Below are 20,840 nucleotides of genomic sequence, written 5' to 3' on the forward strand. Positions count from 1 at the left end.
GATATAAAGGGCATGCCAGTTGGCATGCCCTTTTTTATTGCAAGGAGCAGGATGAAACGAAAAATAATGATAGTGGAAGACAGCCTGACGGTACGCCGTATGCTGACCCAGGCCATTGCGCAGCAGACCGGGCTGGAAATCGACGCGTTCGATACCCTTGAAGGGGCTCGCGATTGCCATGGGGAAGATTATGTGGTCGCCCTGGTGGATCTCACCCTGCCGGACGCCCCCGGCGGAGAGGCTGTCAATGTGCTGAGGGAGCGTGGGCTGCCGGTGGTGATCCTGACGGCCGACATCAGCGAAGAGAAGCGGGAAGCCTGGCTGGAGGCCGGGGTGCTGGACTATGTGATGAAGGATTCACGTCACTCCCTGCAATATGCCGTCGGTCTGGTGCACCGCCTCTACCTCAACCAGGCCATCGAAGTCTTGGTGGTCGACGATTCACGCACCTCCCGTCACCGCACCGCGGCCCAGTTGCGCAAGCAGTTGTTGCAGGTGCACGAGGCCAATTCAGCCCGCGATGCGCTGGCGCAGCTCGATCAGCACCCCGCCATTCGCCTGATGCTGGTGGACTACTACATGCCGGAGATCGATGGCATCAGCCTGGTGCGAATGCTGCGCGAGCGCTACAGCAAGCAGCAGCTCGCCATCATCGGCATCTCGGTATCGGACAAACACGGCCTCTCGGCACGCTACCTCAAGCAAGGGGCGAATGATTTTCTCAATCAGCCCTTTGAACCCGAGGAGCTGCAGTGCCGGGTCAGCCACAACCTGGAGGCCCTTGAGCAGTTCAACAACATCCAGGAATCGGCCAACCGAGACTACCTGACCGGACTTTACAACAGACGCTACTGGTTCAACGAGGGTCAAAAGTGGTTCGAGGAGCATCAGCGCCATCAGGCGCAGCTCTCCCTGTGCGTGCTCGATGTGGATCACTTCAAGCAGGTCAATGATCACTGGGGGCATGCCATCGGCGATCAGCTGCTCTGTCATCTGGCCAGGCTGCTCACCCAGTTCTTCCCGGATGCCATGATAGCCCGATTCGGTGGTGAAGAATTTGCCCTGATGGTGCCCCACTGCCCCGTTCCCGTGCTGCTCAAGCGACTGGAAGGGCTTCGTCTGCAAATGCGCCAGCAACCGCTGTCCCGGGAGATATCGCTCTTTGTACGCGCCAGTTTCGGCGTCATCAATGTCGGGCGGCTCTCCATGGACGAGGCGCTGAGCGAGGCAGATCGCCAGTTGTATCAGGCAAAGAATACCGGGCGAGACAAGATAGTCTGTCAGGACGTCTGAGCAAGCATCAGCAGAGGCACTCCGTGTAGTACCGCCCGGCGCCCCTAGTGTGGCGGCCGCCGGGTCAATCCCTTCTTCACCGTTCAATAGGTCTTGTCGACCCGCACCCCATCGCTGAAATAGAGGATGCGCACCTTGTCGCCCTGCGCAAAGACCATGGCCGGATCGTAATCCTGGATCACGTTGATGAGCCCGTTCTGCTCGTTGCGGATCAGCAGCTCCACCAGCTTGTTCTCCACCACGCTGCCCCCTGACTGAAACTGCTGCACCGCCGCCGCTCCCGCCAGCGCTCCGACCGCAGTGGCAATCTCCCGCCCGTGCCCACCGCCAAACTGGTTGCCGAGCAGCCCGCCAAGCACGGCCCCTCCCAGCGTTTTCCAGCCGGAATGCTCTGATTCCACCATCTGGCGCTGGGTGATGTTGCGCACCGCATCCACCTGGCCGAAGACCACCTGCTCCACCGGACGCGCCGTGTTGCGTTCATACACCGCACTCCAGGCCGGTGCCGTGACAAAGCCAAGCAAGCTGGATACTATCAGGATAATGGCCTTCATCTATGAACCTCTGCCTTATGTCTCGCTATCTTACCGAACTGGATGATGAGCTGTGCTGGTTTCCCTCCCCCAGCCATGCGCTGGAAGAGCCCAACGGGCTGCTCGCGATTGGGGGAGATCTCTCCCCCACTCGATTGCTGGCAGCTTACCACAGCGGGATCTTTCCATGGAATGAACCCCATCAGCCACTGCTGTGGTGGTCACCGGATCCCAGGGGAGTCATCGTGCCCGAGGAACTCCACATCGGCCGCAGCCTGCAGAAGTGTTTGCGCCGCACCCCCTTCGAGATTTACATCAATCGCGCCTTTGATGACGTGATTGCAGCCTGCGCCGCCCCCCGTCGCACCGCCAGCGGCACCTGGATAAGTGCCCCCATGATCGACGCCTATCGGCGCCTTCATCGCCTCGGTCATGCCCACTCCATCGAGATCTGGCAGGATGATCAGTTGCAGGCAGGCCTCTATGGCCTCTCCCTGGGCCGACTCTTTTGTGGTGAATCCATGTTCAGCCGCATCGACAATGGCGCCAAACTGGCCATGGTGGCCCTCTGTCGCCACTTTGCAGGGCACGGCGGTGCCCTCATCGATTGCCAGATGCAAAACGACTTTCTGGCCACGCTGGGCGTTCAGGAGTGGCCAAGGCAGCGCTTTCTGACCACCCTGGCCACCCTGACCCGGCAACCGTTGCAAGAGGGATGCTGGCAACCGAGGAGAATCAGCCTATGAGTGAAGAAGTGATCCTCAAGGTCGGGCTGACCCCCAGGCACCCGTGCAGCTACCTCGGTCACGAGCAGGAGCAGTTGCTGGTCCTGATGGACCATGAACTGCTCAACGCCGCCGGGTACGAACGGCTGCTGACGGCAGGATTCCGGCGCAGTGGCAACGACATCTATCGTCCTCACTGTCCCGCCTGCAGCGCCTGCCAATCCTTGCGCATACACAGTGAACGCTTCATCCCGAGCCGTGGGCAGAAGCGCATCCGCCAGTTGAACCGGGATCTCGAGCTCGTGCTGAGCTATGACGACAAGCCCGAGTATTACCAGCTCTATGAACGCTATATCCGTGAGCGCCATAGGGATGGCAGCATGTATCCACCGAGCCGGACCCAATACAAGGGGTTCCTGCACTGTGACTGGATGCCCCCCCTCTATCTGGAGATGCGCAAGGAGGGACGCCTCATCGGCGTGGCCACCACGGATCTGCTTCCCCACTCTCTGAGCGCCATGTACACCTTCTTCGACCCCGACTATGCCGACCGGTCGCTCGGCACCTTCGCCATCCTGAGCCAGTTGGAACTGGCCAGACGTACCGGTCGTCAGTGGCTCTATCTGGGGTATCTGGTGGAGGAGTGCCGCAAGATGAATTACAAGCGCCAATACCTGCCCCATGAGCTGCTGGTACAGGGCGAATGGAAAAAAATCGACACCAAGCCCGAGTAAACTTTACACATAGCCTTAAATCCGGCATGATCCAGCGGTTTTTTGTTGTGGCTTATCAAGAGGATTCAATGGCTAAAGAAGACAGTATTGAGATGCAGGGTACCATTCTCGAAACCTTGCCCAATACCATGTTCCGTGTGGAACTGGAAAATGGTCACGTGGTTATCGCTCATATTTCCGGCAAGATGCGCAAAAACTACATCCGTATCCTGACTGGGGACAAAGTAACGGTGGCTCTGACTCCGTACGATCTCTCCAAGGGACGTATTGTTTTCCGCTCTCGCTAAGCCAGGAATTCAGCAAAAAACCCCAGCCTCTCGGTTGGGGTTTTTTGTCATTTCCGGCCTTGCTCACAGTCAGTGAGAGACAGCTTCAACGTTGACCTGAAAATCAAAGCTGAGGCTGTTGTTCACCAGCTCGACCTTCACGATGCCGCCATCGACCAGGGAACCGAACAGGATCTCGTTGGCCAGGGGCTTCTTGAGGTGCTCCTGAATGACCCGGCCCATGGGTCTTGCTCCCATTGCCCTGTCATACCCTTTCTCTGCCAACCAGTGGCGCGCCTCTTCAGACACCTCCAGTGAAACGCCCTTGGCATCCAGCTGAACCTGCAGCTCGACGATGAACTTGTCGACCACCTGATGTATCACCGTCATGTCGAGATGGTTGAACCAGATGGTGTGATCGAGCCGGTTGCGGAACTCCGGACTGAACGTCTTGTTGATCACCGCCATGGCATCATGGCTCATGTCCTGCTGCTGGAAGCCGATGGACTTGCGCTGGGTCTCCTGAACCCCTGCGTTGGTGGTCATCACCAGGATCACATTGCGAAAATCTGCCTTGCGCCCGTTGTTGTCCGTCAGGGTACCGTTGTCCATCACCTGCAGCAGCAAGTTGAAGACATCCGGGTGCGCCTTCTCGATCTCGTCAAGCAGCACGACGGAGTGCGGATGCTTGAGGACGGAGTCGGTCAACAGCCCTCCCTGCTCGAATCCCACGTAACCGGGAGGAGCCCCGATCAACCGGGACACGGTATGGCGTTCCATGTATTCCGACATGTCAAATCGCAATACCTCGACCCCGAGCGCCTTGCCAAGTTGCTGGGTCACTTCGGTCTTGCCCACCCCGGTCGGGCCGGCAAACAGGAAGCAGCCCACTGGTCTGCGTTCGTTGCCAAGCCCTGAACGTGACAACCGAATGGCATCGGTCAGCACCTCGATGGCCTTGTCCTGCCCGAACACCACCATCTTGAGATTACGCTCCAGATTCTTCAGCACCTCCTTGTCGGAGGAGGAGACAGATTTCTCGGGAATACGGGCAATCTTGGCAACAATGGCCTCGATTTCCGGCACATTGATCACCTTCTTGCGCTTGCTGGCGGGCAAGAGGCGTTGCCCTGCACCCGCTTCGTCGATGACGTCGATGGCCTTGTCAGGCAGATGGCGATCATTGATGTACTTGGCGGAGAGCTCCACTGCCGCCCGGATCGCCTTGACGGTGTAACGCACGCCATGGTGAGACTCATAACGGCTCTTGAGTCCCATCAGAATGCGAGTGGTGTCGTCTACTGTGGGTTCGACGATGTCGATCTTCTGGAAGCGGCGAGCAAGGGCCCTGTCCTTCTCGAAGATCTGGGCATATTCCTGGTAGGTGGTGGAGCCCACGCAGCGCAGCAAACCATTGGAGAGCAGCGGCTTGATGAGGTTGGCCGCATCCAGCTGGCCACCGGAAGCCGCACCGGCCCCAATGATGGTGTGGATCTCGTCGATGAAGAGGATGGCCCCCTCCTGACGTTCAATCTGCTTGAGCAGCACCTTGAGGCGCTTCTCGAAGTCACCACGATACTTGGTGCCCGCCAGCAGGGAGCCCATGTCCAGGGAGTAGATGGTGCTACCCGCAATCACCTCGGGCACATCCCCCTTGACGATACGGTAGGCAAGCCCTTCGGCGATGGCGGTCTTGCCCACGCCGGCTTCCCCGACCAGCAAGGGGTTGTTCTTGCGGCGGCGGCACAATACCTGAATGGTGCGATTGAGCTCCTGATCACGGCCGATGAGCGGATCGATGCGCCCCTCCAGCACCAGCTGGTTGAGGTTGGTGGCAAAGCTTTCTATCTGGGCAGAGGATACCTCGTCATCAGATTCCGCATTGTTGCCACCACTCTCGGGCTTGTTGTCCTTGCGCACCCCGTGGGACAGGAAGTTCACCACATCCAGGCGGCTTATTTCGGCTTTTTTCAGGAAGTAGGCGGCCTGGGACTCTTGTTCGCTGAAGATGGCGACCAGGACATTGGCGCCGCTCACCTCGGTATTGCCGGACGACTGGACATGGAAGACGGCACGTTGCAGCACGCGCTGGAAGCCCAACGTCGGCTGGGTTTCTCTGTCTTCGTCGTCACGGGGGATGAGCGGGGTCGTTTGATTGATGAAGGCGCGGATCTCTTTGCGCATCTGTTCCACATCCGCACCACATGAACTCAGCGCCTCATGGGCTGAGCTGTTATCCAGCAGGGCCAACAACAGGTGCTCGACGGTCATGAATTCGTGGCGCTCGTCACGGGCCAGTTTGAAAGCCTCGTTCAGCGTCTTTTCTAGATCTTTGTTCAACATAGGCACCTCCCCTCAGTACAGCAACAATGCGGTGTCGTTATCGCCATCAAGTCATCAGATTCAAGCCTTTTCCATGGTACATAGCAGTGGATGTTCATTGTTACGTGAATAGGTGTTGACCTGGACCACTTTGGTCTCGGCAATCTCGGCGGTAAATGTGCCGCAGACTCCCTTACCACTATAATGCACGCTCAGCATCACCTGAGTGGCCTTCTCCAGATCCATACCAAAGAACCTTTGCAGCACCTCCACCACGAACTCCATCGGTGTGTAGTCGTCGTTGTTCAGGACGACCTTGTACATGGGTGGCGGTTGCAGCGTCGTTTTCTCTGCTTCTGCAATCTCTTCATTAGCAAAGAGTTCTTTCTGCTTGCTCATAGTTGCGCTTTGGTACCTCTAGATTACTACCGTGTCGCTCAAGATTGTCAATAGACTTGTTAACCAGATCACATCGGTTGTTAACAACTTCTTGACTCGCTTAAAAGTTGGACTAGATTGGTTACTTGCTAATCGGCGCCCGTCTGCTACGGGGTCATGCCCTAGTTATATAAGGCTGGCGCAGGTTACTCAACGACTTCAGGGTAATCAATAAAAGGATGTAGATGTATGGCAACCGGAACAGTCAAGTGGTTCAACAACGCAAAAGGATTTGGGTTTATCTGTCCGGAAGGCGGTGGTGAAGACATCTTCGCTCACTACTCCACGATTCAAATGGAAGGTTACAAGACCTTGAAAGCAGGTCAGGCAGTCAACTTTGAACTGCAGCAGGGGCCGAAAGGAAATCATGCCTCTGTCATCGTGCCAAACGAAGCACAGAACATCTAAGAGTCAAACTGGATAAATTAAAAAGCGGCATCCCAAGGGATGCCGCTTTTTTATGGACAGGCACTAAGAGGGGAACAAGAAAGGCCAGGCCTTCCCTGTTCCCTGCTGCCGCTACCTCAGCGGGCCAGCAAGATGTTGAGCATACGGCGCAGCGGCTCGGCGGCGCCCCACAGCAGCTGGTCACCCACGGTGAAGGCGGCCAGGTACTCCGGGCCCATGTTGAGCTTGCGCAGACGACCCACCGGGATACTGAGGGTGCCGGTGACGGCGGCCGGGGTCAGCTCGCGGGCAGTGATGTCGCGATCGTTGGGGATCACCTTGACCCAGTCGTTGTGGGCAGCCAGCAGGGATTCGATTTCGGCCAGGGGCACGTCTTTTTTCAGCTTGATGGTGAAGGCCTGGCTGTGGCAGCGCAGGGCGCCGATGCGCACGCACAGACCATCCACCGGAATGGCGGCGTTTTCGATACCGAGGATCTTGTTGGTCTCGGCCTGGCCTTTCCACTCTTCACGGCTCTGGCCGTTGTCGAGCTTGGTGTCGATCCAGGGGATGAGGCCACCGGCCAGCGGCACACCGAAGTTGTCCACCGGCAGGGTGCCGGAGCGGGTCTTCTCGGTGATCTTGCGCTCGATGTCGAGGATGGCGGAGGCGGGATCCGCCAGCTCCACCGCCACTTCATCCCGCAGCATGCCCATCTGGGTGACCAGCTCGCGCATGTGGCGGGCACCACCACCGGAGGCCGCCTGATAGGTGGCCACGCTCACCCACTCCACCAGATCGGCCTTGAACAGGCCACCCAGGGCCAGCAGCATCAGGCTGACGGTGCAGTTGCCGCCAACGAAGGTCTTGATGCCGTTGTTCAGGGCATCTTCGATGACGTCGCCGTTGACCGGATCCAGGATGATAACGGCGTCCTTCTCCATGCGCAGGGAGGAGGCGGCGTCAATCCAGTAGCCCTGCCAGCCGGCGGCTTTCAGACGCGGATAGACATCCTTGGTGTAGTCGCCGCCCTGGGCGGTGATGATGACGTCCTGCGCGGCCAGCGCCTCGAGATCGAAGGCGTCCTGCAGGGTGCCGGCATCGACGCCAAAATTGGGGGCGGCCTCACCGGCCTGGGAGGTGGTGAAGAAGGTGGGTTGAATGCGGGCAAAATCCTTCTCTTCCTGCATCCGGCTCATCAAGACCGAACCCACCATGCCACGCCAACCGACCAAACCTACTTTTTTCATAATGTCCTACCCTGGATAGCTGCTTATAGAAATCGTGTGTGGTACCCGTGACCCCCCTGCCTTGGCGCCAGCCGTTTACAAGGGATTCACAATATATGAGTTGCAAAAAATGCGTCTGTCCACATTACGGATTGTGACGGCGGGCGCAAGTCGAATTGCGCAATATTCTGTGCCATTCGCTGCAATATCCGTCGGCCTGGCCGACCTGCGGGCAGCCGGTTGGCATCCTGCCTCCAGTTGGGGCATCATTGAGACCGACCGGCAGCCCCGCTGCCCCTCGGGGACGGCCCCGAGGCCTCCTGATACGCAGGGACGACCCTGCTTCCTGCGGAATCTGCCTTATGTCGTGGTTGCTCCTGCTGTTGGCCGGCCTGTTCGAGGTCGCCTGGGCCATCGGCCTCAAGTACACCGACGGTTTCAGCCGTCCCCTCCCCACCCTGCTGACCCTGATCGCCATGGCCGTGAGCGTGCTGCTGCTCGCCATGGCGGTCAAACAGTTGCCCCTTGGTACCGCCTACGCGGTCTGGACCGGTATCGGCGCGGTCGGCACCGTGCTGATGGGGATCTGGCTGTTCAACGAACCGGCCACCCTGGCCCGGGTGCTCTGCCTGCTGCTCATCATCGTCGGCATTCTGGGGTTGAAGTTCATCGGTTAGGCGCGCTGAAAGGGCCGGGTACACCGGCCCCGACGTGGCATAGCGAGCAAGATCTGCCCCATGACCGCCCGGGCGAGCATGGGGTGCCTCCTTTTATCTTTTCGTCTGCTCCTTCAATCACTCCACCAACGTCTGCTCGATGCGGGCCCCAGGCATCATCTGCGTGAGACCGGCAATCAGCCTGTCGCCGGCCTCCCACAAGGCCGTGCGCGGCATCGGCGGCAGACACTCCAGAATGAACCACATCCGGGGGGAAGAGAGGCTCAGGCGAGTGCGGATCCCCTGGCGCCAGTTCCAGCGGCGACAGGTGACGCCGAGATCGTCCCGCCACACCACCTCTCCGGGAGCCGGTGCCTCCTGGGTTGGCAGCCCTTCTTTGAGGGTGTCAAAGCATTCGCTGCCATCGGCAATCACCAGGCGCGGCGTCCCCACATAGGCCGCCAGATCCTCCCCGCCCACGGGAATGGCATACTCGATGCTGATGGCGTTGTAGAGATCGACCACGGGATCGATGGCGGGCAAGACGCCATCGCGCAGCACCCGCTTGCGCAGTGCCTGGGCCGAGCAGGGCGTGCGGGCAGGCTTGGCGCCAAACCCCTTGAACACCTGATCCCAGGCGGCCAGATGTTCAAGGGCCCAGGGGGCCTCGTCGGTGCCAAGGGCCGCACATGCTCGGGCCAGGGCCCGCTCCCCCACCAGAGTGTCAATCACGGGGGCGGCTTCCACCACGATGCTGAGGGCACAAAAGCCCGGCGCCAACCTGGCTATCTCGGGGTCGATACGGGGGATCATCGGGAACATTCAGCACTCCTGGTCAAGGTTCATCAAGACGGGGTGGCGGAACGGGCACGGGCGTTCCCCTCTTTTCCTCCCCCCACCAACGGTTGACGCCATGATGAAGGGCACAGGGTCATAATAAAATTTACTTTATCTTAATTGTGTTAAGTAAAACTGATGGCCCAACCCTCTTTCCCATGAAAAATCACCGCCCCGCAGCGCACCGCCCGGCCCCACTACCACACCCCGCCCATCCTATGCAGACCTGGGCAAGCCCACACCATTGCCCTGGCCGCTTTCCCCGTCACTCATGCTATTATCTGCGTCCAAACATGAGCCCATAAAATCAGGACATTGTGATGACCGACCACACTTTTATTCCCGGCAAGGACGCAGCGCTGGAAGACTCCATCGAACGCTTCCAGACCAAGCTGCAAGCCCTGGGGTTTGATATCGAAGAGGCCTCCTGGCTCAACCCCGTGCCCAACGTCTGGTCCGTGCACATCCGGGACAAGGAGTGCGCTCTCTGCTTCACCAACGGCAAGGGTGCCAGCAAGAAGGCGGCGCTCGCCTCCGCCCTTGGCGAATATTTCGAGCGTCTCTCCACCAACTACTTCTTCGCCGACTTCTACCTGGGCGAGCAGGTAGCCAATGGCGACTTCGTTCACTACCCGAACGAGAAGTGGTTCCCCATCGAGGGGGATCAGCTTCCCACTGGTCTGCTCGACTCCTTCACCCGCAAGTTCTACAACCCGGACGGTGAAGTGACCGCCGACATGCTGGTGGACCTGCAATCCGGCAACGAGGAGCGCGGCATCGTCGCCCTGCCCTTCGAGCGCCAGTCTGATCACCAGACCGTCTACATCCCGATGAACATCGTCGGCAACCTGTATGTTTCCAACGGCATGAGCGCCGGCAACACCCGCACCGAAGCCCGCACCCAGGGGCTGTCGGAGGTGTTCGAGCGCCACGTGAAAAACAAGATCATCGCCGAGGCCATCAGCCTGCCCCAGATCCCGGGCGAGGTCATCGCCCGTTACCCCGGCATCAAGGCGTCCATCGATGCACTGGAGGCCGAAGGCTTCCCCATCTACAGCTTCGATGCCTCCCTCGGCGGCCGTTATCCGGTCATCTGCGTGGTGCTGCTCAACCCGAGCAACGGCACCTGCTTTGCCTCCTTCGGCGCCCACCCGCGCTTCGAGGTCGCCTTCGAGCGCACCGTCACCGAACTGCTGCAAGGGCGCAGCCTCAAGGATCTGGACGTCTTCGTGCCGCCGTCGTTTGACAACGAGCAGGTGGCGGATCACCACAACCTGGAGACCCACTTCATCGACTCCTCCGGCCTCATCAGCTGGGATCTGTTCAAGGAAGAGTCCGACTTCGAGTTTGCCGACTGGGACTTCCGTGGCACCTCGCAAGAGGAGTTCGACCACCTGATCGGCATCTTCCACGAGCTGGAGCAGCCGGTCTACATCGCCGACTACGAGCACCTGGGTGTCTACGCCTGCCGTATCCTGGTGCCCGGCATGTCCGACATCTATCCGGTGGAAGATCTGCTGCTGGCCAACAACACCATGGGTGCCCACCTGCGGGAGACCATCCTGGCACTGCCGGCGCTCGAGTGGGACGCAGAACAGTACATGGCCCTGTTCGACCAGCTGGATGAAGAGGGGCACGACGAGCGGACCCGGGTGCGCGAGCTGCTCGGCATCGCCGCCGCCAAGGGCACTGCCCTGCACACCCTGCGCGTCGGTGAGCTCAAAGCCATGCTGGCGCTGGCCGCAGGCGATCTGGAGAGCGCCCTCGACCTCATCGACTGGACCATGGAGTTCAACCAGTCGGTGTTCCCGGCGGATCGCGCCGCTTACTACCGTGCCCTGCGCGCCTGCGTCGAGCTTTTCCTCGACGAGGAACGCGACCCCGAGCAGTACCGCCCGGTGTTCGCCCGCATGTTCGGGGAAGAGACCCTGGCACAGGCGTGGGCCAACGCCCGCGGCGAGGCGCGCTTCCACGGTCTGGAAGCCGCCGATCTCTCCCTCTCCCAGTTCCCGCTGCACCAGAAACTGCTGGCCGCTTACGAGAAATTACAAAAAGCCAAACGAATCCATAGCTGGAACTGATATGCTGATATGACGAAGGGGCCCTGAGGGCCCCTTCTGTTTTATGGTCTACGCTTTGGCTGGCCGTGCCACAAAGATGAAATAAAAGACAAAAAATACCTCTTAGGGGGTTGTTAATTTGGCACTCATGGTGCAGTGCGGCTGCACAGGTGCCTTGCCGGTACGTTTTTCAGGGCGCCCTTTATAAGTTCTTAAAAATCATAAAATTAATAACAGACTCATTTCTGTTTCACCTGAAACCTGGTGTAAAGAAACGCTTCCGGATGGCGAAAAATCCTGTAGTAAAATTACATTCACAATCTGTAATTCTTGATCGGAGTCAATTTTGGGGATCAGCCCCTTTGTTATGATTTCCACAGGCAAAATATGCAGGTACTGAGAATTGAAAGCAGAATCTCCCTTTGATTGTCTGAAGCCCGAAGCCATCGCCGCCCTGGCCGAAGACATTACCTATGCCAAGGCCACCAAGCCCGCATACAAGGTCATTCCCCTGGCCATCACCGCTGGCGCCTTCATCGCCATCGCCTTCGTCTTCTATATCACCGTCACCACGGGCTCAAGCGGCATGGCCTGGGGCATGTCCAAGCTGGTGGGCGGCATCTGCTTCTCCCTCGGTCTCATCCTCTGCGTCCTGCTCGGCGCCGAACTGTTCACCTCCACTACCCTCACCCTGGTAGCCAAGGCAGCGAATCGCATCAGCTGGGCCCAACTGCTCAAGAACTGGGGACTGGTCTACTTCGGCAACCTCATCGGCGGTCTCATCATCGTCGGCCTCATCATCATGTCGGCGGAATACACGGCAGCGGATGGTCAGTGGGGGCTGAACGCCATGAAAGTGGCCCAGCACAAGATCCATCACACCTTCTTCGAGGCCGTGGCCCTTGGCATCCTCTGCAACCTCATGGTGTGTCTCGCCGTGTGGATGGCCTTCGGCGCCCGCAGCGCCACCGACAAGGTGATGGTGATGCTGCTCCCCGTCGCCATGTTCGTGGCCTCCGGTTTTGAGCACAGCATCGCAAACATGTTTATGATCCCGGTCGGTATCGCCATCCACAGCGTCGCGAGCCCGGAATTCTGGCAGGCCATCGGCCAGGATCCGGCGACCTTTGCCGACCTGACCGTGTCCAACTTCGTCCTGCACAACCTCATCCCTGTCACCATCGGTAATATCATTGGTGGTGGCGTCATGGTTGGGCTGACTTACTGGTTTATCTTCCGTCGCCATCATTAAGGATGGCGGCAGACACATAAATACCTTGAGAGGTAATGAAAATGGCAGAACTTAACGAACAGTTCCAAAAAGCATGGGAAGGCTTCGCAGCCGGTGAATGGCAGACCTCTGTCAACACCCGTGACTTCATCCAGAAGAACTACACCCCGTATGAAGGTGACGAGTCCTTCCTGGCTGGCGCGACCGAAGCTACCACCAAGCTGTGGGACAAGGTCATGGAAGGCATCAAGATCGAGAACCGCACTCACGCGCCGGTCGATTTTGATACCGACCTGCCCTCCACCATTACCGCTCACGATGCCGGCTATATCGACCAGAGCCTGGAGCAAATCGTTGGTCTGCAGACCGACAAACCGCTCAAGCGCGCCATCATCGCCAACGGCGGTATCAAGATGGTCAAGACCTCTTGCGAAGTGTACGGTCGCCAGCTTGACCCCATGGTCGAGAAGATCTTCACCGAGTACCGCAAGACTCACAACCAGGGCGTGTTCGACGTCTACACCAAAGACATCCTGAACTGCCGCAAGTCCGGCGTCATCACCGGTCTGCCGGATGCCTACGGCCGTGGCCGTATCATCGGTGACTACCGTCGTGTTGCCCTGTACGGTATCGACTTCCTGATGGCCGACAAACTGGCTCAGTTCAAGTCCCTGCAGGCTGACCTGGAAAACGGTGTCAACCTGGAAGCCACCATCCGTCTGCGCGAAGAGATCTCCGAGCAGCACCGTGCCCTGGCCCAGATGAAGGTGATGGCTGCCAAATATGGCTGCGACATCTCCGTACCGGCCAAGACCGCCAAAGAAGCCGTACAGTGGACCTACTTCGCCTACCTCGCGGCAGTCAAGTCCCAGAACGGCGCGGCCATGTCCTTCGGTCGTACCTCCAGCTTCCTGGACATCTACATCGAGCGTGACCTGCAAAAAGGCCTGATCACCGAGCAAGAAGCCCAGGAGCTGATGGACCACATGGTCATGAAGCTGCGCATGGTTCGCTTCCTGCGTACCCCGGAATACGATTCACTGTTCTCCGGCGACCCGATGTGGGCCACCGAGACCCTGGCCGGTATGGGCGTTGACGGCCGTACCCTGGTCACCAAGAACAGCTTCCGTATGCTGAACACCCTGTACACCATGGGCCCGTCCCCTGAGCCGAACCTGACCATCCTGTGGTCCGAGAAGCTGCCGGTCGGTTTCAAAAAGTACTGCGCCAAGGTATCCATCGAGACCTCTTCCGTTCAGTACGAGAACGACGACCTGATGCGTCCGGACTTCAACAACGATGACTACGCCATCGCTTGCTGTGTGTCCCCGATGATCGTCGGCAAACAGATGCAGTTCTTCGGTGCCCGTGCCAACCTGGCCAAGACCATGCTGTATGCAATCAACGGCGGTATGGACGAGAAGCTCAAGATCCAGGTCGGTCCTAAGACCGAAATGGTCACCTCCGAGTACCTCGACTACAACGACGTGATGGACAGACTGGATCACTTCATGGACTGGCTGGCCAAGCAGTATGTCGCCGCCCTGAACATCATCCACTACATGCACGACAAGTACAGCTACGAAGCCTCCCTGATGGCGCTGCACGACCGTGACGTCTATCGCACCATGGCCTGTGGTATCGCCGGTCTGTCCGTAGCCGCTGACTCCCTGTCTGCCATCAAGTACGCCAAGGTCAAGCCGGTACGTGATGCCGATGGCGTCTCCATCGACTTCGAAATCGAAGGCGAGTACCCGCAGTTCGGCAACAACGACGCTCGCGTCGATGACATCGCCTGCGACCTGGTCGAGCGCTTCATGAAGAAGATTCAGAAGCTGAATACCTACCGCGGTGCCGTGGCTACCCAGTCCGTGCTGACCATCACCTCCAACGTGGTGTACGGCAAGAAGACCGGTAACACCCCGGATGGTCGTCGCGCCGGTGCGCCGTTCGGCCCGGGTGCCAACCCGATGCACGGTCGTGATCAGAAGGGTGCCGTTGCTTCCCTGACGTCCGTCGCCAAGCTGCCGTTCGCCTACGCCAAAGATGGTATCTCCTATACCTTCTCCATCGTGCCGAACGCGCTGGGCAAAGACATGGAAGCCCAGAAAGCCAACCTGGCCGGCCTGATGGATGGTTACTTCCACCATGAAGCCAACCTGGAAGGTGGTCAGCACCTGAACGTCAACGTGATGAACCGTGAAATGCTGCTGGACGCCATGGAAAACCCGGAGAAATATCCGCAGTTGACCATCCGCGTATCCGGTTATGCCGTTCGCTTCAACTCCTTGACCAAGGAGCAACAGCAAGACGTCATCACCCGTACCTTCACCGCTTCTCTGTAATAGCGTCTCGGTGAAACAAAACCGGCGCCCAGGCGCCGGTTTTTTTATGGCTGTTTGGCAGTGTGCAAGCCGCTTCCCACCTCCCAGGCCCGCTGGCTCGTGGGCTCTGACCCGCAGGCTCGGCCAGACGTTAGCCTCCTAACGCCCCTCTCTATGATGCCCCTCTCCACTCCCCTCCTGCGCTTGATGCACGGATGTGCCCACCGGCACTCAGGCACTCAGGCACTCAGGCACTCAGGCACTCAGGCACTCAGGTACTCAGGTACTCAGGTACTCAGGTACTCAGGTACTCAGGTACTCAGGTACTCAGGTACTCAGAAAAGCAGGGCAGAACCATGCTCGACCACCACGAGTTTTGCATAGCAACCTCGATCTATTCCCTCTCCCCTTGGGAGAGGGTAAGGGTGAGGGGAAACCACTCTACATCGCTAGCAAGCGCCAGAAAGCAACAAGGGCTGCAGAGTGTGCTCTGCAGCCCTTGTGTCATGGATGCGGTTTAACGGGTGCTGGCTGCGTCAGGGGCGACCTCTCACGACTTCATGATGCTTTCATCTCACCATGAAGTTTCAAACTGCCTTTATCGCAAAAAACTGATCACTTATATGCCAAAAACAACAGGGGCAGCGAAGTCTCACTCCCCTGCCCCTGTAGTAAGCAATAAACGGCGGATTAAGGCTTAGCTCGCCCAGGTGATGATATGGTCGGCCCAGTCGCCGGCATGTACCTCATGAATCACCTTGCCGCGCACCGACTGGCCGGCCTGGTGCATGGCGCTGCGGCTGCCGGTGATAAGGGGATGCCACTCTGGCAGGCTCTGTCCTTCCGCCAGCAGGCGATAGGCGCAGGTGGAGGGCAGCCAGTTGAACTCGGCAATCTTGTCGTGGGTGATCTGCAGGCAGTCCGGTTCTTTTTTGAAGCGGTTGCCGTAATCGGAGCACTGGCAGGTCTTGGTATTGAGCAGATTGCAGGCCACGTTGGTGAACACCAGCTCGTCGGTGTCCTCGTCGATCAGCTTGTTCAGGCAGCACTTGCCGCAGCCGTCGCACAGGGACTCCCACTCCGTCATGGTCATCTGTTGCAGGCTTTTTACCTGCCAAAAGGGGGCGTTCTGCACGGGTTCACTCTGCTGCATAAAAGTTGGCTCACTCAATACACTGACAAGCGCGTGGTTATACGCGCTATGGCCCGCTTTTTCAAGGTTGGCAGCTGTCTGCGGTAAGTGTTGGGCTTCGCAAGCTCAGCACCAACCTACAACGCCTGTAGGTTATGGCTGAGCTTGCGAAGCCCAACATACGAGATATCAGATTTCGTTTATATTGTTTTATTGAGCGATCCAATTACACAACAGGGAGGTTCTAACAAGTCAATACGACCAACCACTTAAGTGGCAGGTGATTGAATTGTTAGATCGAAACAATATGTTCACAAAAGACTCTGCACTATTAAATCTCCCAGGAAATCTTAATCAGAAAGAAGCGATTTTCTTTGATGGAATGAGGCACTCAGCACAAATCGTCGACCTGTCATATCTCCGACTATGCAAGTCATTGACTGAGTTGTCATTGGAAAACCAAAAAATATCTGAAGTTCCGATGTTCACTCATGTATTTCTTGATGCTTGGGCATTTGTCGATGCAACAGATAGATTCAGATGCTTATGGGAGATGCAACCTAACTCGGAAAATATACCTAGTGAATTCTCCCCGAGTAATGTTCGCCTCCAGTTACAAACTATCCGAGATGTTCGAAATGTGTCGGCTCATATCGCACAGAAGATTGATCAAATTATTGCACTGAATACATCTGCGCTCGGTTCTATTAACTGGGTAACATTAGTAAGTCAAGAGCCATTGAAAATAAAGACTCATTTTATTCGTCCAGGAATAATGAGAAGAAATACTCGCTGCCAGTTTGCAATGCCGAATGGCGAAGTTAGTTTCATCCACGGTAGTGGATGTATCTCGCTGACTGCAGGTAAATATGAGGCTAATTTGTCCGATGCATACAAATTTGTTTCCTCGCTTGTCCTGTTAGCAGGATATTTTATTGAGCACACCAAGCAAGCTACATCATCGCAAGAGTGTATACCGACAGATATGTTTGGCTCGGCTGAACTTGACACAAACATGTTATAAAAACAAATCTGCATGAGTTATTAAAGCAGATAAGATTACTTGCTACTCATCAGGCTTTTAAGTGGACAATCCATTCCATTATTAAGATGAATGCTATCAATATATTCCTTTCGTAAACCCAGTGCCAATCTACAAAATTGAAATAATGTAGCTTGATGCAAGTTTGCGAAAAAAATATCAAGCCCCCATAAAAAAAGCTGCCCATCGGGCGGCTTTTTATCAGAGATAACGAGCTGAAAGGACTTACCAGCCGGTCACTTCACGCAGGGCTTTGCCGATATCGGCGAGCGACCGCACGGTTTTCACGCCGGCATCTTCCAGGGCGGCAAATTTCTCGGCCGCGGTGCCTTTACCACCGGCGATGATGGCGCCCGCATGACCCATGCGCTTGCCAGCCGGGGCGGTGACACCCGCGATGTAGGAGACCACCGGCTTGGTGACGTGAGCCTTGATGTAGGCCGCCGCGTCTTCCTCGGCGTTGCCGCCGATCTCGCCGATCATCACGATGGCTTCGGTCTGCGGGTCATTCTGGAACATCTCCAGAATGTCGATGAAGTTGGAACCCGGGATGGGGTCACCACCGATGCCGACGCAGGTGGACTGGCCGAAGCCCTCGTCCGTGGTCTGCTTGACCGCTTCGTAGGTCAGGGTGCCGGAGCGGGAGACGATGCCCACCTTGCCCGGCTTGTGGATGTGGCCGGGCATGATGCCGATCTTGCACTCACCCGGGGTGATGACGCCCGGGCAGTTGGGGCCGATCATGCGCACGCCGGTTTCCTGCAGCTTCACCTTGACGTCCAGCATGTCCAGGGTCGGGATGCCTTCGGTGATGGTGACAATCAGCTTGATGCCGGCATCGATGGCTTCCAGGATGGCGTCCTTGCAGAACGGCGCCGGCACATAGATGACGGAGGCAGTGGCGCCGGTGGCTTCCACGGCGTCACGGACGGTGTTGAACACCGGCAGGCCCAGGTGGGTGGTGCCACCCTTGCCCGGGGAGACGCCGCCAACCATCTGGGTACCGTAGGCAATCGCCTGTTCGGAGTGGAAGGTACCCTGACCGCCGGTAAAGCCCTGGCAGATCACCTTGGTGTCTTTGTTGATCAGAACGCTCATTATTTGGCCTCCGCTGCTTTTACCACTTGCTGAGCTGCGTCAGTCAGACTCGTTGCGGCGATGATATTGAGGCCGCTGTCGGCCAGTTTACGGGCACCCAGTTCGGCGTTGTTGCCTTCCAGACGCACCACCACGGGCACTTTCACACCCACTTCCTTGACGGCGCCGATGATGCCTTCCGCGATCATGTCGCAGCGCACGATGCCACCGAAGATGTTGACCAGCACGGCTTGTACCTTGCTGTCGGAGAGGATGATCTTGAAGGCCTCGGTCACGCGCTCCTTGGTGGCGCCGCCGCCGACGTCCAGGAAGTTGGCCGGGGAACCGCCGTGCAGGTTGACGATGTCCATGGTGCCCATGGCCAGGCCCGCGCCGTTGACCATGCAGCCGATGTTGCCATCGAGGGCCACATAGTTCAGCTCCCACTGGGCGGCGTGCGCTTCGCGGGGGTCATCCTGGGACGGATCGTGCATCTCGCGCAGTTTGGGCTGACGGTACAGGGCGTTGGCGTCGATGTTGATCTTGCCGTCGAGGCAGTGCAGGTTGCCCTTGTCGGTGATGACCAGGGGGTTGATCTCCAGCAGGGCAAAATCGCAGTCCAGGAACATCTGGCCCAGGCCCATGAAGATCTTGGTGAACTGCTTGATCTGATCGCCGACCAGACCCAGCTTGAAGGCCAGCTCGCGGGCCTGATAAGGCTGCGGGCCTACCAGGGGATCGATGGCAGCCTTGTGAATGAGTTCCGGGGTTTCGTGGGCAACTTTCTCAATCTCCACACCACCTTCGGTGGAAGCCATGAAGACCACGCGGCGAGAGCCACGGTCGACCACGGCGCCCAGGTACAGTTCCTTGGCGATGTCGGTGCAGGACTCCACCAGGATCTTGGTAACCGGCTGACCGTTGGCGTCAGTCTGATAGGTCACCAGGTTTTTGCCGAGCCAGTTCTGGGCGAAGGCGCGGATCTCGTCCTTGCTCTTGGCCAGCTTGACGCCGCCCGCCTTGCCGCGGCCACCGGCGTGGACCTGGCACTTGACGACCCAGGTGTTGCCGCCAATCTTGTCGGCCGCTTCGGCCGCTTCCTGCGGGGTGGCACAGGCATAACCTTCGGAGACCGGCAGGCCATACTCGGCAAACAGCTGTTTTGCCTGATATTCATGCAGATTCATAGATGCTCTATCCGTGTTGTAGGTATTTCCGTCCGGGGCTCGTGTTTCTCAATCCCCTGTGAATGGGGGCCTGGGCGGCCCCTCGTTATCTTTCAGTCACGCTTGCTCAGACATCTAGCAGCAGACGGGTCGGGTCTTCCAGGAGCTCCTTGATGGAGACCAGGAAGCCCACGGACTCGCGGCCGTCGATGATGCGGTGATCGTAGGAGAGCGCCAGGTACATCATCGGCAGGATCTCGACCTTGCCGTCGACGGCCATGGGGCGGTCCTGGATCTTGTGCATACCCAGAATGGCGCTCTGGGGCGGGTTGATGATGGGGGTGGACATCAGGGAGCCGAACACGCCACCGTTGGTGATGGTGAAGTTGCCGCCGGTCAGTTCATCCACGGTCAGCTTGCCGTCACGGCCCTTGCCGGCCAGGTCTTTGATGGCCTTCTCGATGTCCGCCAGGCTCATGTTGTCGCAGTCGCGCAGCACCGGGGTCACCAGACCACGGGGGGTGGAGACGGCGATGCTGACGTCGAAGTAGTTGTGGTAGACGATGTCGTCACCGTCCAGCGCCGCGTTCACTTCCGGGTAGCGCTTGAGGGATTCGACCACGGCCTTCACATAGAAGGACATGAAGCCGAGCTTGATGCCGTGCTTCTTCTCGAAGATCTCGCCGTACTGCTTGCGCAGCTTCATGATGGGCGCCATGTTGATCTCGTTGAAAGTGGTCAGCATGGCGGTGGTGTTCTTGGCCTCCAGCAGACGCTCGGCGATGCGCTTGCGCAGACGGGTCATGGGCACGCGCTTCTCGGTGCGACCGGCCAGCGGCGCGACCGGTGCGGCAGCCACGGGAGCGGCAGCAGTCGGTGCAGCCACCGGAGCCTTGCCCAGATTCTTGATGAAGGCTTCCACGTCTTCCTTGGTGACACGACCACCCTTGCCGGTGCCGGTCAGCTTGGCGACGTCGATGTCGTGCTCGGCCACCATGCGGCGCACGGAAGGGCTCAGGCCATCGGCAGCGTCATCGGCCACGGCTTCCACCGGCTTTTCGCTGGTCGCTTCACCGGCAACGGGGGCCGGCTTGAGCATGGCGATCAGCTGGCGGGAGAGCACGGTCGCCCCTTCGCTCTGCAGGATGTCGCCCAGTACGCCGGCTTCCGGTGCGGGCACTTCCAGCACGACTTTATCGGTTTCGATGTCAACCAGCACTTCGTCACGGGCAACCAGATCACCCGGTTTCTTGTGCCAGGTCGCGATGGTGGCATCTGCCACTGATTCCGGCAGGTCCGGTACCTTGATCTCGATAGTCATGTAATCAGTTCCTTGTTACTTCTTGGCCAGCAGGCTTGTTCCAGGTCAGAGAGGGTCCCGACACGGG

19 protein-coding genes are annotated in these 20,840 nt (G+C 58.2%); 10 read left to right on the top strand and 9 right to left on the bottom strand.

What is annotated here, in order from left to right:
* The first annotated feature begins 51 nt into the window (after nucleotides 1-51).
* Complete coding sequence (locus AB5Y53_RS10490; RefSeq protein ID WP_324058695.1) at nucleotides 52-1,293, top strand: diguanylate cyclase; 1,242 nt, start codon at nucleotides 52-54, stop codon at nucleotides 1,291-1,293.
* Nucleotides 1,294-1,376: 83 nt separating this feature from the next.
* Here the strand turns inward: AB5Y53_RS10490 and AB5Y53_RS10495 are convergent, their stop codons facing one another.
* Nucleotides 1,377-1,847 (bottom strand): glycine zipper 2TM domain-containing protein, encoded by a 471-nt coding sequence (locus AB5Y53_RS10495; protein WP_041211363.1) that lies wholly within the window; start codon nucleotides 1,845-1,847, stop codon nucleotides 1,377-1,379.
* A gap of 17 nt (nucleotides 1,848-1,864) precedes the next feature.
* Here AB5Y53_RS10495 and aat point away from each other — a divergent pair, with 17 nt between their 5' ends.
* The 3 genes from aat to infA all read left to right on the top strand — a co-directional run bounded on the left by aat (nucleotide 1,865) and on the right by infA (nucleotide 3,572).
* Nucleotides 1,865-2,572 carry a leucyl/phenylalanyl-tRNA--protein transferase gene (aat, locus tag AB5Y53_RS10500; RefSeq protein ID WP_029314435.1) on the top strand — a complete coding sequence of 236 codons (708 nt, stop codon included), beginning with the start codon at nucleotides 1,865-1,867 and terminating at the stop codon, nucleotides 2,570-2,572.
* Nucleotides 2,569-3,285: an arginyltransferase gene (locus tag AB5Y53_RS10505; RefSeq protein ID WP_045524744.1), complete on the top strand. Its 717-nt coding sequence runs from the start codon at nucleotides 2,569-2,571 to the stop codon at nucleotides 3,283-3,285. The genes aat and AB5Y53_RS10505 overlap by 4 nt, the downstream gene beginning before the upstream one ends.
* Nucleotides 3,286-3,353: 68 nt before the next feature.
* Nucleotides 3,354-3,572, top strand: coding sequence for a translation initiation factor IF-1 (gene infA / locus AB5Y53_RS10510; RefSeq protein ID WP_005300033.1), 219 nt, complete (start codon nucleotides 3,354-3,356; stop codon nucleotides 3,570-3,572).
* A gap of 69 nt (nucleotides 3,573-3,641) precedes the next feature.
* Here infA and clpA read toward each other — a convergent pair whose 3' ends face one another.
* Both clpA and clpS read right to left on the bottom strand, forming a co-directional pair.
* On the bottom strand, nucleotides 3,642-5,894 hold the full coding sequence (clpA, locus tag AB5Y53_RS10515) for an ATP-dependent Clp protease ATP-binding subunit ClpA (protein ID WP_368181932.1): 2,253 nt from the start codon (nucleotides 5,892-5,894) through the stop codon (nucleotides 3,642-3,644).
* Nucleotides 5,895-5,954: 60 nt separating this feature from the next.
* The gene (gene clpS / locus AB5Y53_RS10520) at nucleotides 5,955-6,272 is read right to left on the bottom strand and encodes an ATP-dependent Clp protease adapter ClpS (RefSeq protein WP_124245184.1); all 318 of its coding nucleotides are present in this window, start codon (nucleotides 6,270-6,272) and stop codon (nucleotides 5,955-5,957) included.
* A 228-nt stretch (nucleotides 6,273-6,500) separates the two neighbouring features.
* Here clpS and cspD point away from each other — a divergent pair, with 228 nt between their 5' ends.
* Nucleotides 6,501-6,719, top strand: a complete 219-nt coding sequence (gene cspD, locus AB5Y53_RS10525) for a cold shock-like protein CspD (RefSeq protein ID WP_010674510.1) — start codon at nucleotides 6,501-6,503, stop codon at nucleotides 6,717-6,719.
* 116 nt (nucleotides 6,720-6,835) lie between these two features.
* On the opposite strand, the gene asd is transcribed toward cspD, so the two are convergent.
* Nucleotides 6,836-7,948, bottom strand: a complete 1,113-nt coding sequence (gene asd / locus AB5Y53_RS10530) for an aspartate-semialdehyde dehydrogenase (RefSeq protein ID WP_103243235.1) — start codon at nucleotides 7,946-7,948, stop codon at nucleotides 6,836-6,838.
* 341 nt (nucleotides 7,949-8,289) lie between these two features.
* On the opposite strand from asd, the gene sugE reads away from it, so the two are divergent.
* Nucleotides 8,290-8,604, top strand: coding sequence for a quaternary ammonium compound efflux SMR transporter SugE (gene sugE / locus AB5Y53_RS10535; protein WP_041215293.1), 315 nt, complete (start codon nucleotides 8,290-8,292; stop codon nucleotides 8,602-8,604).
* A gap of 117 nt (nucleotides 8,605-8,721) precedes the next feature.
* On the opposite strand, the gene AB5Y53_RS10540 is transcribed toward sugE, so the two are convergent.
* Nucleotides 8,722-9,405, bottom strand: a complete 684-nt coding sequence (locus AB5Y53_RS10540; protein WP_239053458.1) for a B3/4 domain-containing protein — start codon at nucleotides 9,403-9,405, stop codon at nucleotides 8,722-8,724.
* Nucleotides 9,406-9,740: 335 nt separating this feature from the next.
* On the opposite strand from AB5Y53_RS10540, the gene ycaO reads away from it, so the two are divergent.
* From ycaO to pflB, 3 genes are all read left to right on the top strand, one after another.
* Nucleotides 9,741-11,501, top strand: a complete 1,761-nt coding sequence (gene ycaO / locus AB5Y53_RS10545; RefSeq protein WP_239053457.1) for a 30S ribosomal protein S12 methylthiotransferase accessory factor YcaO — start codon at nucleotides 9,741-9,743, stop codon at nucleotides 11,499-11,501.
* A 382-nt stretch (nucleotides 11,502-11,883) separates the two neighbouring features.
* The gene (gene focA, locus AB5Y53_RS10550) at nucleotides 11,884-12,732 is read left to right on the top strand and encodes a formate transporter FocA (RefSeq protein ID WP_010674505.1); all 849 of its coding nucleotides are present in this window, start codon (nucleotides 11,884-11,886) and stop codon (nucleotides 12,730-12,732) included.
* A gap of 41 nt (nucleotides 12,733-12,773) precedes the next feature.
* Entirely contained in the window at nucleotides 12,774-15,056 is a 2,283-nt protein-coding gene (gene pflB / locus AB5Y53_RS10555) for a formate C-acetyltransferase (protein ID WP_010674504.1), read from the top strand.
* A 676-nt stretch (nucleotides 15,057-15,732) separates the two neighbouring features.
* On the opposite strand, the gene AB5Y53_RS10560 is transcribed toward pflB, so the two are convergent.
* Complete coding sequence (locus AB5Y53_RS10560; protein WP_368181933.1) at nucleotides 15,733-16,188, bottom strand: YcgN family cysteine cluster protein; 456 nt, start codon at nucleotides 16,186-16,188, stop codon at nucleotides 15,733-15,735.
* Between the two features lie 286 nt (nucleotides 16,189-16,474).
* Between AB5Y53_RS10560 and AB5Y53_RS10565 the strand changes: the two genes are divergently transcribed.
* Nucleotides 16,475-17,191 carry a hypothetical protein gene (locus AB5Y53_RS10565; RefSeq protein WP_326510847.1) on the top strand — a complete coding sequence of 239 codons (717 nt, stop codon included), beginning with the start codon at nucleotides 16,475-16,477 and terminating at the stop codon, nucleotides 17,189-17,191.
* Between the two features lie 243 nt (nucleotides 17,192-17,434).
* Here AB5Y53_RS10565 and sucD read toward each other — a convergent pair whose 3' ends face one another.
* The 3 genes from sucD to odhB form a co-directional block, all read right to left on the bottom strand.
* Nucleotides 17,435-18,307, bottom strand: a complete 873-nt coding sequence (gene sucD / locus AB5Y53_RS10570) for a succinate--CoA ligase subunit alpha (RefSeq protein ID WP_005300222.1) — start codon at nucleotides 18,305-18,307, stop codon at nucleotides 17,435-17,437.
* Nucleotides 18,307-19,473, bottom strand: coding sequence for an ADP-forming succinate--CoA ligase subunit beta (sucC, locus tag AB5Y53_RS10575; RefSeq protein WP_005300220.1), 1,167 nt, complete (start codon nucleotides 19,471-19,473; stop codon nucleotides 18,307-18,309). Before sucC ends, sucD begins: the two co-directional genes overlap by 1 nt.
* 106 nt (nucleotides 19,474-19,579) lie before the next feature.
* The gene (gene odhB / locus AB5Y53_RS10580; protein ID WP_042863770.1) at nucleotides 19,580-20,773 is read right to left on the bottom strand and encodes a 2-oxoglutarate dehydrogenase complex dihydrolipoyllysine-residue succinyltransferase; all 1,194 of its coding nucleotides are present in this window, start codon (nucleotides 20,771-20,773) and stop codon (nucleotides 19,580-19,582) included.
* Between the last annotated feature and the right edge of the window lie 67 nt (nucleotides 20,774-20,840).

It is taken from the genome of Aeromonas sp. R7-5 (assembly GCF_040908015.1).
GTDB lineage: Bacteria > Pseudomonadota > Gammaproteobacteria > Enterobacterales > Aeromonadaceae > Aeromonas > Aeromonas caviae.

What these genes read in the sequence shown, in the direction of transcription:
- sucD (WP_005300222.1), bottom strand. Translation starts at nt 18,307, where the DNA reads ATGAGCGTTCTGATCAACAAAGACACCAAGGTGATCTGCCAGGGCTTT.
- cspD (WP_010674510.1), top strand. Translation starts at nt 6,501, where the DNA reads ATGGCAACCGGAACAGTCAAGTGGTTCAACAACGCAAAAGGATTTGGG.
- clpS (WP_124245184.1), bottom strand. Translation starts at nt 6,272, where the DNA reads ATGAGCAAGCAGAAAGAACTCTTTGCTAATGAAGAGATTGCAGAAGCA.
- clpA (WP_368181932.1), bottom strand. Translation starts at nt 5,894, where the DNA reads ATGTTGAACAAAGATCTAGAAAAGACGCTGAACGAGGCTTTCAAACTG.
- pflB (WP_010674504.1), top strand. Translation starts at nt 12,774, where the DNA reads ATGGCAGAACTTAACGAACAGTTCCAAAAAGCATGGGAAGGCTTCGCA.
- sugE (WP_041215293.1), top strand. Translation starts at nt 8,290, where the DNA reads ATGTCGTGGTTGCTCCTGCTGTTGGCCGGCCTGTTCGAGGTCGCCTGG.
- AB5Y53_RS10540 (WP_239053458.1), bottom strand. Translation starts at nt 9,405, where the DNA reads ATGTTCCCGATGATCCCCCGTATCGACCCCGAGATAGCCAGGTTGGCG.
- infA (WP_005300033.1), top strand. Translation starts at nt 3,354, where the DNA reads ATGGCTAAAGAAGACAGTATTGAGATGCAGGGTACCATTCTCGAAACC.
- aat (WP_029314435.1), top strand. Translation starts at nt 1,865, where the DNA reads ATGTCTCGCTATCTTACCGAACTGGATGATGAGCTGTGCTGGTTTCCC.
- ycaO (WP_239053457.1), top strand. Translation starts at nt 9,741, where the DNA reads ATGACCGACCACACTTTTATTCCCGGCAAGGACGCAGCGCTGGAAGAC.
- AB5Y53_RS10565 (WP_326510847.1), top strand. Translation starts at nt 16,475, where the DNA reads ATGTTCACAAAAGACTCTGCACTATTAAATCTCCCAGGAAATCTTAAT.
- AB5Y53_RS10560 (WP_368181933.1), bottom strand. Translation starts at nt 16,188, where the DNA reads ATGCAGCAGAGTGAACCCGTGCAGAACGCCCCCTTTTGGCAGGTAAAA.
- sucC (WP_005300220.1), bottom strand. Translation starts at nt 19,473, where the DNA reads ATGAATCTGCATGAATATCAGGCAAAACAGCTGTTTGCCGAGTATGGC.
- AB5Y53_RS10495 (WP_041211363.1), bottom strand. Translation starts at nt 1,847, where the DNA reads ATGAAGGCCATTATCCTGATAGTATCCAGCTTGCTTGGCTTTGTCACG.
- AB5Y53_RS10490 (WP_324058695.1), top strand. Translation starts at nt 52, where the DNA reads ATGAAACGAAAAATAATGATAGTGGAAGACAGCCTGACGGTACGCCGT.
- AB5Y53_RS10505 (WP_045524744.1), top strand. Translation starts at nt 2,569, where the DNA reads ATGAGTGAAGAAGTGATCCTCAAGGTCGGGCTGACCCCCAGGCACCCG.
- odhB (WP_042863770.1), bottom strand. Translation starts at nt 20,773, where the DNA reads ATGACTATCGAGATCAAGGTACCGGACCTGCCGGAATCAGTGGCAGAT.
- asd (WP_103243235.1), bottom strand. Translation starts at nt 7,948, where the DNA reads ATGAAAAAAGTAGGTTTGGTCGGTTGGCGTGGCATGGTGGGTTCGGTC.